The sequence below is a fragment of the Zhongshania sp. genome, assembly GCF_029212375.1.
Taxonomy (GTDB): Bacteria; Pseudomonadota; Gammaproteobacteria; order Pseudomonadales; family Spongiibacteraceae; genus Spongiibacter.
The window spans coordinates 109,928-119,648 of the sequence record NZ_JARGNU010000013.1; the positions used below are offsets into that span (position 1 = coordinate 109,928).

Consider the following 9,721-nt stretch of genomic DNA (forward strand, 5'->3'; position numbering starts at 1 on the left):
AGTGTATTGTTCCGAACTAAAGTTGAAAGGCCTGTATTGGCAAGAGGCTGCGACCCTATCGATCTCTAAGCATTTTTGCAATTAAGTGAGCAGCCTAGCGTCCTCCACCGAAATTCGAACGCCAGCGTTCATAGGGTATTGAAGGCAGTAAAAACATATACCTAGCTTATGCCATATTTTCGGTATCAGTGGTCAAGACGGTCTGTGCTATTGCCGGTCTATTATTCTAAGTTCAAACACAATAATACTGCCGATACCACGTCACAAACTTGGCCACGCCTTCTGCTATACCCACTGAGGGGCGGTAAGCTACTCGCTGTTGTAAGTCACTCACATCTGCCCAGGTATCGACTACATCGCCGCTTTGCATGGGCAGCAAGTTGCGCACGGCGCTGCGGCCCACGGCTTCTTCGAGCAGGGAGATAAAGCTGCCGATATGCACCGGCTCGCCGCGACCAATATTGTGCAGGCATTCGGGCGGCTTGCCATTGGGAATATGGTCTGTTACTGCCAGCACGCCACGCACAATGTCGTCTATAAAAGTGAAGTCGCGGGAGTGGTTGCCATAGTTGTATACGTCAATGGCTTCGCCGCTGAGTATTGCGCGCAAAAACTTAAAGGGCGCCATGTCTGGTCGCCCCCAAGGACCATAAACCGTGAAGAAACGCAGCCCTGTTACCGGCAGCCCGTAAAGCTGGGCATAGCTGCTGGCCATGAGCTCATTGGATTTTTTGGTGGCGGCGTAAAGACTCACGGGCTGGTCAACACGGTGTTTAATACTAAAGGGCATTTGGGTATTAGCGCCATATACACTCGACGACGACGCGTAGACCAAGTGTTGAATATGATGACGGCGGCAGGCTTCGAGAATATTCACAAAGCCAACCAGATTAGAATCCACATAGGCTTGGGGGTTTTCAATGGAGTAGCGCACCCCTGCCTGAGCAGCGAGGTGAATCACCCGCTCGGGGCGATGGTCCGCGAACAGCGTTTTTATAAAATCGGCATTTTCCAAACTGCCTATAAAATCCCGATAATTGGCCTTTGCCAATAAGGTGTCGCGGCGCGCCACTTTTAAGCCCACATCGTAATAGCTATTGTGATTATCTAGCCCAATCACCGTGTCGCCGCGATCTAGCAGGGCGTGAGCGACGCCGTGACCAATAAACCCCGATGTTCCGGTTACCAGTACTCTCATACTCAATCACTATTCCCATACGTCGTGCAATATTGCAGCCTGCTGTGGGGAACTAGCATAAAAAGTAAGTGTGACCGTATCGCTACCACCGCAGACTTTATTACCTGCGAGGGAATACCATGCGATTTACAGGGCAACTCGGCATGTTATAGAGTTGAGGCTGCAACATGCAGTGCAGAAAAAGCGTAAAATAGCGGCGATACTACACCAGCACCGGCGAGGTTGCCGCAGCTTGGGAATTTAAGGGATGACATCGACCATAATCAGTGTCAACATTACAATTTTGTTGGATTCAGAAACTGCGCAACATGGCTATTATTAATACCACTACCTACCACCATGGTAATCTCCGTCAAGAACTCATGGAGCTTGCCGAAAAGCACCTTATTAGTCACGGCATTGCCGAGCTGAGCCTGCGGGCACTAGCGCGAGAAATTGGTGTTTCGCAAACCGCGCCCTACCGCCACTTTAAAGAAAAAAATGCGCTGCTGGCCGCCTTGGCCACAGAAGGCTTTCGGCGCTTTTTTATGCTGTGCGAAGAGAGTGAAAAAGAACCGCGGGCAGATTTAAGCTTGCTGCTGTTTGGCTTGAGCTATGTAAAGTTCGCCAAGTTGCACACCGAAATGTTCCATTTAATGTTTGGCCCTGTATTGCAGCCCCGCAGCGACTATCCAGAGCTGTTTGCCGCTGGTCGCGAAGCTATTTACAAGGTGCGGGCAGGTGTTGAGCGCGGTTTTAAAACTGATGTTATTCGCCAGCTAGACGATGTTGCTTCAATGGCGCACACCGTGTGGGCCGCAGTTCACGGCGTGGCAACCCTGATGCTTGACCACGGCGACACCTACGGCTACCACCGCGACCTTGACCTGCAGGCAGAAAAATCGCTGCGCATGATGATCGCGAGTTTGTGTACCGACCCCACCGAAATCTCCAAGTTACCCCAAGCAAAACCGGCAGTTTAAGGCGGGCATTTACTGCCGCGCCAAAACTTGGAGCGGCGGCGTGCTTATCACCACTCGGCAATACAGCCAGCCGGTAATGGCCATGGTCATGGCGCCCAGCACTGGCACCACCATAAATACGCTGCCATGCCACACCGGCGCCATATCTAAAACCCAGCGCTGCACGCCATACAGGGCAATATTACTGCCCAGCGCCGCCAATAGCCCCGCCAAGAAGCCCACCGCTGCAAATTCCAGCAATAAACCATTGGCAATTAACTGCCGACTGGCGCCGAGCGCCCGCAGTATCGCGTTCTCTTGTAGGCGGCTATCGAGACTAGCTTGCACATTGGCCACACTCACCAATAAGGCGCAAACCACCACCAAAGCCAGTACCAGACCAATGGCCGCACTCACTTGCCCAACCACGGTATTCATTTGCGCGATAAGGGCATCAATCTCAATTAAGGTCATGGTTGGAAAGGCTCGCAACAAATCTGTTAGCAGCGGCTTTTCTGCGGCCGGCAAATAAAAGCTGGTGATATAGCTACCGGCGTAGTCCCGCAAACTGTCTGGCGGAAATATAAAATAAAAATTGGGCCGCATACTGCTCCAGTCTAAGCTGCGGATGCTGCTCACCACCGCCACTAGACTTTGGCCGCCAATATTAAAACTCAGCTCGCTACCTAGGCTGAGCTGCAACTGCTTGGCTAAATCTGCTTCCACCGACACCGGCACTCTCTCCGTCGCGACCAAGTCGGATGCTGTCCACCACGTACCAGCTTCAATGCGATTGTCGCTCGGCAATTCCGCCGCCCAGCTCAAATTGATTTCGCGGTTCACATTGCCCCGCTCGGCATCAATATCGGCAATATCCTTAATCGCGCGCTGGTCAATGTGCGTTAAGCGCCCCCTCACCATCGGATACAAACCTGCGTTACTAAGGCCGTGCTCTTGAAAAAAGCCCTCTAGCGGCGCTATTTCAGTGGGCTGAATATTGATTAAGAAGTGATTGGGCGCGCCCTCTGTAAGCTGCATTTGCCAATCGACTAATAAATTGGCGCGCAACAGGCCTAGGCTGGTCAAGGTCATCAAGGCCAGCGCAAAACTGGCCACCTGAAAGGCATTAGCAAAGCGGCGCCGATATATCGCCGCCAACGCCAAGCGCAGTGCGCCCCGTGACCGCCCCGCACTTAGGCGCCGAGCTTGGCTCACCAGCCACAGCACCAAAACCGTGGCGAGCAAGCCCAAGGCAATACTCGCCACCAACAGCGCTGCACTGAGCTGAATATTGCCGCTATACCACCACATCAAGCCGCCAATACCCGTTACCCCAATGAGCGCACTGGCCACCATGCCCTCGCTGCTGTCCTCGGTGTCGCGGCGTAACACCCGCAGCGGCGCCACCTTGCTCAAGCGCCACACCGGCGGCAGCGCAAACACCGCCGTACACAGCAGCGCCGTTATTGCGCCCACCAGCAGGGGGCGCCACACCGGCGGCGGAATATCGATGTCGATCAGGCCCTGCAAGCTGGCAAACAAGGCCCACTGCAAACCGTGACCAAGCAGCCCACCCAGCACAATCGCCGCTGCGCACAGCAGGGCGAGCTGAGCCAAATAATGATGCAAAATTTGCCGACGACGGGCGCCGAGGGTTTTCATTACTGCCACATTGTCGCTATTGCGCTGGCCGTAGCGCCGCGCGGCCAAGGCAATAGCCGCCCCCGCCAACGCCACGCCCAAGCTCGCCGCCAACAGTAAATAACCTTCGGCCCGTTTAAGCGTTGTGGCCATGGCCGGCTGGCCGTCGCGCACATCTTCCCAGCGCTGGCCAGCTTCTAGCAGCGGCGTTAGCCAATTTTCGTAATCAGCCAATTGCGCTTCGCTGCCGGCGAATAAATAGCGATAGCGCACCAAGCTGCCTGGCTGCACGACCTTGGTGGCCGCTAAATCGGCCAAATTAATCATCGCGCGCGGCGCCAGCATCTCATTCATATTGCCGCGATCTGGCTCGCTGATTAAAGCGCGACTCACCGTAAAGTCGGCCTCGCCCACACCAGCTTCGCCACCGGTCGTTAAATCCAACAGGGCTAGCAGCCGTGAATCTAACCACAGCTCACCGGCACTCGGGCCATGCTCCACCAATTGCGCATCACCAAAGGCCGCGTCACTCACACCAAGCTGGCCAATCAGCGGGTAGCCGTCGGAAACCGCCCGTATTGACGCTAACTGCATTTGCTCGCCGGCGTAAATCATAGAGCGAAAGCTCGCCACAGTTGCGGTTTTTAAGCCGCGCTGCTGGGCCTCAAGCAGCCAGCTATCTGGCACTGTGCGCGCGGTTTTCAGCACGCGGTCTGCCGCTAAAAAATGGTGGCTCTGCTGCTCCATGCCTCGGCTTAGGCGCTCAGAAAAACCGGCAATACCGGTGACGATGCTTACCGCCAAGGTCAGCGAAAATGCCAGCAGGCCCAATTCGCCCCCGCGCCACGCCCGGCGAATATTACGCAGTGCTAGCATCATCAGGCGCATGGCAGCTCGCCGGATTGCGCTGGGGAGCTTTGCTTCATTCCTGTATCCGCAGACTCGGCATTGCTCACTGCCTCGGTCAACACACCGTCGTGCATCACAAACTGGCGACCACAGCGCTGGGCAAGCGCCATTTCATGGGTTACCAAAACAAGGGTGGTGCGGGTTTCGCTGTTTAAGGCAAACAGCAGTTCAATAATACGCTGGCCGGTTTGCTCATCTAAATTGCCGGTGGGTTCGTCGGCAAACAAAATATCTGGCTCCACCGCAAACGCCCGCGCCAAGGCGACCCGCTGCTGCTCGCCGCCAGACAGCTGACGCGGGTAATGATGGCCGCGATCAGCCAAATCGACTTTTTCAAGAAAGACCCGCGCGGCAGTTTCCGGCGAGGCATGACCACTCAGCTCAAGCGGTAGCATCACGTTCTCTAGCGCCGTTAAGCCAGGTAATAGCTGGAACGACTGAAACACAAAGCCAACATGCTGCGCTCGCAACGCGGCGCGCTGATCCTCAGTCATTAAACTGATGTTTTGACCATGCAAATAAATATCGCCGCTAGTGGCGTTGTCTAGCCCCGCCAACAAACCCAGCAGGGTAGATTTACCCGCGCCAGACACCCCGATAATCGCCGCGCTCTCCCCCGCCTTGATTTCAAGGTTAATCCCTCGCAATATGGCAAGCTCTTGGGCACCGCTGGTGACTGTTTTACAGAGATTTTGAACTCGAATCATGTTGAAACCTGTGTTTTCATTTTATTCCCGCGCTATTCACCTTGGCCAATGGTCAACGTTGCTTAGAGTGTTACTCGCGTGCTTGATATTGACGTGCCTGCCACGCTTGGCTCAAGCCGATGCGGCCAAAGAAAATATACTGGTACTTGGCGACAGCATCAGCGCTGGCTACGGCTTTGACCCTACACTGGGCTGGGTGACGCTTCTCAGTAAACACGTCCCAGACACCTACCACGTGGTTAATGCCAGTGTCAGCGGCGAAACCAGTGCCGGCGGCCTAAACCGCCTACCCGCGCTATTAGCTGAGCACCAGCCAAGCATTGTCATCATCGAACTCGGTGGCAACGACGGCCTGCGCGGCTACCCCGTGATTAACTTACGTAAAAACCTGCAAGCCTTGATCAATTTAAGTATTGAGGCGGGCGCCCAGCCACTGTTGCTCGGCATGAAAATTCCACCAAACTACGGCAAGCGCTATACCCAAGCCTTTGCCGATAGTTATAAGCAAATCGCCAAAACCAACGATCTGCCTTGGGTAGACTTTTTCCTCGACAACATCGCCACCAACAGCAAGCTCATGCAAAGCGATGGCATACACCCCAATGCCGATGCCCAAGCCTTGATAGTACAGAAGGTACTGCCAGCACTAACACCCCTGCTGAATTAAGTTTTGGTAAGACAAGCCAGTTAAGGCGAGGAAAAGAAAACCCATGAGTGGCAAATTTGGCCAAGCAAGTCCGCCGCCGCCGGCATTTTTAGGGGCCGATGATAAGCTCGTGGTCTTCGATGGGGTCTGCAAATTCTGCCATTTTTGGAGCCGCTTTATTATTCGCTTCGACACCAGCCAACAGATCAAACTCACCACCGTGCAATCCCCTGCCGGCGCAGCCATACTTAAACACTACGCTTTAACAAACAGCCACATCGAATCTGTTTACTATATTGCCAACGGCCAGATCTTTGAAAAAAGCACCGCCGTACTGCAAATCATCAAGCAACTACCGTGGCCGTGGCGGCCACTGCTGATATTTATCATCATTCCCCGCCCCCTTAGAGATGCGCTGTATAGCCTTATTGCCCGCAATCGCTACCGATTGTTTGGCCGCTATGGGCAATGCCCGCTGCCGAACGCCGAACAGCAGGCAAGGTATTTTGTGTTGAAAACAGAAGAGTAATTGATTCAAAAATAGCAAGTACGACCACTTAAACACACAGAATATATTCTTTAATACTTTAATTGAGTGGCGCCAAACGCGAAGCTTTGCGGCCATTTTGAAGCCACGAAGCGGAAGCAAAATTGTTCGGCAACAGCGGATGGCCACAGAATAGCGCTGAGTTGTTTAGATTACTCGGGGAAGTCCCTCTATTAAAAATAGGTGTCTACTTTATGGGGTGAGCCTTCCAGCGGAAAATTCCAGTTCACAGCCTTGTTAAATTTATTATGAATTGATTGCATTCTGAGTCCAATAATCAGGATTCTCTAGCAGGTCACTAACTATCCTTTCATCGTCTAAGGCAATGACTTGAGGTGGTTTATGGAAATCATGCTTTGCATGTAATCCCTCAAATTCAAAATCTTCTTCGTCAGTTGGAATAAAACAGCCATCAAGGTATACATAGGTTTGGCCTAATTCCAGATGACTTGTCATATGCTGCATATGATCAATCCATTGAGTAATTTCGCTCTGATTAGGCTCTTTACCACTAAAACCAAGTAAGTCTTCACGGGCCAGCTCTTTCCAAGTTTTATTTACGTTGACCGCCTCTGCAAATGAAAAAGCCTTCCTACATTTTGAGCACGAAAATAACCAGCCACAACCACACCAAGGGCAGTCAAGCTGCCCAGCATCACCGACAAAGCTTTCTTCGCACTTACAGTGTGATATGAAATCATCATTTTTCTTAGCTAACCACAAGATACTCACAAACTCTCCCTGAAATTTAACGTCGCGTTCACCGGCTTGTCCGGTGCAACGCTTTGTTATAGCTTCCTATGATTGGAAACGCGCAAATAGTTCACCAAAGTTTTGTGGTAGAACTTCATCTACATTACTTCCATGACGCACGAAATATTTATTATCATATACCGAAGGTTTCGAATCAGATTCAATCTTCATGACTACAACATTTTTGTCAAAATACCTAATTGTTGTAATGTTTCTAGAAATATTATCTTTATCTCGATCACTTATAGGTTCGTTTTTAATCAATTGAACAATTTTTGTAAAATATTTATCGATGTCACCGTGAAACTTATCCGCCTCTGACTCGATACCAGTAATATGAAATGATGAGTATGAAATATAGTTTTTCCCATAAATTGCTTTATGCCTTTCAGCTGTAGACTTATTATCAGCTACACCGAGCAGGCAGTATCCTACAGAATTAGGAAACGTATTTGCCATTGATGTTAAGGTTTTTATAATCTTAGAGAATGTTTCTTTATCTAATTCAGCTTCAGTCTCGCTCAAAGCATGCATACCAACCTTAAAATCATAAAGTGCCTGCTCGGTTGATGATTGCATTAAAATATTTTCAAAACGCGTCACCCATTGATTTCTAGCAGGATCATTTGCATTAGACTTTTCAAAACACTTGCTTATCACACCATACAGAGCGTCCGACTGGGTTTGCTTTTCTTTGGCGGACCAATTTCCTCCACCTGCTGCTAACGATATAATTCTATCCCCTGCACCATCCAACAGCTCAATGAGCGCTGCCCTGTCTGCGACGACTTTCTCCTCTTCGACCAAAAGCTTATATAGTGCATAGAACACAATTTGAAAATACCTAGATATCTTTGCCTGTTGGTTTTCAAAAAGAAGGGAATTAAAAGTTTTACCAGAGTGACTGACAAGTTCCATTATTTCGTCAAATACAAACTGAATATTTGAGATAACAACATCTTCATTTACTTTTTGAATTTGGATCTCTATCGCATTAGATATAGACGTTTCTTCACTACCATCTGTGTTGAAGTTGTACAACTGATTTAGAATGTCAGAACTCGATCTCAACCCCTTATCTGCCGATACCCACGCAACGATATCAGCGATCACCTCTTCATCCTGAGACTGCCTCAACGCTTCTTTTGTGATGATATTATTTTTTACCCAAAAAATATCTTCAACAGATATCCCATAGTCTAAATTTCGATTTGTAATACTAATATTTTTCATCGAATTTAAATCTAAAATATCAGAAGCGCTAGAGTCTCCGCGAATATTGGATGCTAGCTTTCTTACAATAGAGGCAAATTTACTAACCGCCCCAGCTTGCCGTAATTCCTGCTTGGACAGGTGTCGCCCACCTGAATTCAGCCTTCTAAAAACCTCATCTATATGGCTTCCTCCAGATTCTTGATAAACAGAAAGTGGGATCTGATATCTGACAATTTCAGCACATTTTTTTCTATCTAAAATGTCATTTTTCTGTGTGATTTTTCCATTATCTTTTAAGAATTTTGTGTCCGCCATCGTATCTAGATCAAAATATTTCCCATGCAAATCAAATTCCTGATCAATGAATGACATGATTGCATTCATTCTTTGCATTCCGTCTATGATTTCTAACTTACGTCCAGCATCAGTTTTTACTTCTGCTAGCAGTACTAACGGAACAGGGTATCCATTTACTATTGAGTCGAGGAATGAGCGCTTTTCTTCAATTGTCCAAACAAGCTTACGCTGATATCTTCGATTCACTAGAAATGTTTCTTTCAGATAAGAGCCATATAAACTTTGAATACTTTCTCCCTTAATTGATAAATCAGCGGTGTCTGACATATTTACTTATCCTTCTAATTTAGAATTTATCTACGAAGCAGATTTCGGCTATAACAGTTTTGTTATAACGACCCACGCCTTATATCACTTCGGCCCCCTTATCAAAGGAGGGGCTAAAGTGGCGATTGAAAATTTAAAGGGATTCAGAAAGATGTCGGCAGTGTTAGTAACGCGTACTAGGCAAACGAAGACTACTTCCCTTTATTTCTGTTAAACATCCCTTTCCCCTGATCATATCCCGTTTTTTATAAATTTCAATGAGTTAAATAGCGAGCAGCGGTGTTAATGTGCATGACGCTACTGTTCACGCTTTACGATGGCGCAGAAGCGGGAGCCATCCGAGTGCGGTGTTTGTTGCAGCTGCCGTGGGTTTAGATTCTGAATCAAGTTCAGAATGACGGAGGCTTGCGTTCAAAATAATGGAGGCCATGTTCAGAATGATCGAGGCTTGCGTTCAAAATAATGGAGGCCGTGTTCAGAATGACGTCCATAGATGCGTTAACAACAACCAACAGCATGAATTTTTAATGTTTAAGCAAA

8 protein-coding genes are annotated in these 9,721 nt (G+C 49.2%); 3 read left to right on the top strand and 5 right to left on the bottom strand.

Annotated features, from left to right (window positions below; all coding sequences use genetic code 11):
* Positions 1-232: 232 nt before the first annotated feature.
* Positions 233-1,198 (bottom strand): NAD-dependent epimerase/dehydratase family protein, encoded by a 966-nt coding sequence (locus P1U47_RS13695; RefSeq protein WP_301029669.1) that lies wholly within the window; start codon positions 1,196-1,198, stop codon positions 233-235.
* 308 nt (positions 1,199-1,506) lie between these two features.
* On the opposite strand from P1U47_RS13695, the gene P1U47_RS13700 reads away from it, so the two are divergent.
* Complete coding sequence (locus P1U47_RS13700) at positions 1,507-2,160, top strand: TetR/AcrR family transcriptional regulator (protein ID WP_301029651.1); 654 nt, start codon at positions 1,507-1,509, stop codon at positions 2,158-2,160.
* 9 nt (positions 2,161-2,169) lie between these two features.
* Here P1U47_RS13700 and P1U47_RS13705 read toward each other — a convergent pair whose 3' ends face one another.
* Both P1U47_RS13705 and P1U47_RS13710 read right to left on the bottom strand, forming a co-directional pair.
* Positions 2,170-4,668 (bottom strand): FtsX-like permease family protein, encoded by a 2,499-nt coding sequence (locus P1U47_RS13705; RefSeq protein ID WP_301029652.1) that lies wholly within the window; start codon positions 4,666-4,668, stop codon positions 2,170-2,172.
* Positions 4,659-5,396 (bottom strand): ABC transporter ATP-binding protein, encoded by a 738-nt coding sequence (locus P1U47_RS13710; RefSeq protein WP_301029653.1) that lies wholly within the window; start codon positions 5,394-5,396, stop codon positions 4,659-4,661. Before P1U47_RS13710 ends, P1U47_RS13705 begins: the two co-directional genes overlap by 10 nt.
* 88 nt (positions 5,397-5,484) lie before the next feature.
* On the opposite strand from P1U47_RS13710, the gene P1U47_RS13715 reads away from it, so the two are divergent.
* Positions 5,485-6,063 carry an arylesterase gene (locus tag P1U47_RS13715; protein ID WP_301029654.1) on the top strand — a complete coding sequence of 193 codons (579 nt, stop codon included), beginning with the start codon at positions 5,485-5,487 and terminating at the stop codon, positions 6,061-6,063.
* 43 nt (positions 6,064-6,106) lie between these two features.
* Positions 6,107-6,571, top strand: a complete 465-nt coding sequence (locus P1U47_RS13720; protein WP_301029656.1) for a thiol-disulfide oxidoreductase DCC family protein — start codon at positions 6,107-6,109, stop codon at positions 6,569-6,571.
* A gap of 264 nt (positions 6,572-6,835) precedes the next feature.
* On the opposite strand, the gene P1U47_RS13725 is transcribed toward P1U47_RS13720, so the two are convergent.
* Both P1U47_RS13725 and P1U47_RS13730 read right to left on the bottom strand, forming a co-directional pair.
* Complete coding sequence (locus tag P1U47_RS13725; protein ID WP_301029658.1) at positions 6,836-7,321, bottom strand: hypothetical protein; 486 nt, start codon at positions 7,319-7,321, stop codon at positions 6,836-6,838.
* A gap of 66 nt (positions 7,322-7,387) precedes the next feature.
* On the bottom strand, positions 7,388-9,181 hold the full coding sequence (locus P1U47_RS13730; RefSeq protein WP_301029660.1) for a DUF262 domain-containing protein: 1,794 nt from the start codon (positions 9,179-9,181) through the stop codon (positions 7,388-7,390).
* Between the last annotated feature and the right edge of the window lie 540 nt (positions 9,182-9,721).

Coding starts and splice junctions, on each gene's coding strand:
- P1U47_RS13695 (WP_301029669.1), bottom strand. CDS start 1,198: ATGAGAGTACTGGTAACCGGAACATCGGGGTTTATTGGTCACGGCGTC.
- P1U47_RS13720 (WP_301029656.1), top strand. CDS start 6,107: ATGAGTGGCAAATTTGGCCAAGCAAGTCCGCCGCCGCCGGCATTTTTA.
- P1U47_RS13700 (WP_301029651.1), top strand. CDS start 1,507: ATGGCTATTATTAATACCACTACCTACCACCATGGTAATCTCCGTCAA.
- P1U47_RS13705 (WP_301029652.1), bottom strand. CDS start 4,668: ATGCGCCTGATGATGCTAGCACTGCGTAATATTCGCCGGGCGTGGCGC.
- P1U47_RS13710 (WP_301029653.1), bottom strand. CDS start 5,396: ATGATTCGAGTTCAAAATCTCTGTAAAACAGTCACCAGCGGTGCCCAA.
- P1U47_RS13730 (WP_301029660.1), bottom strand. CDS start 9,181: ATGTCAGACACCGCTGATTTATCAATTAAGGGAGAAAGTATTCAAAGT.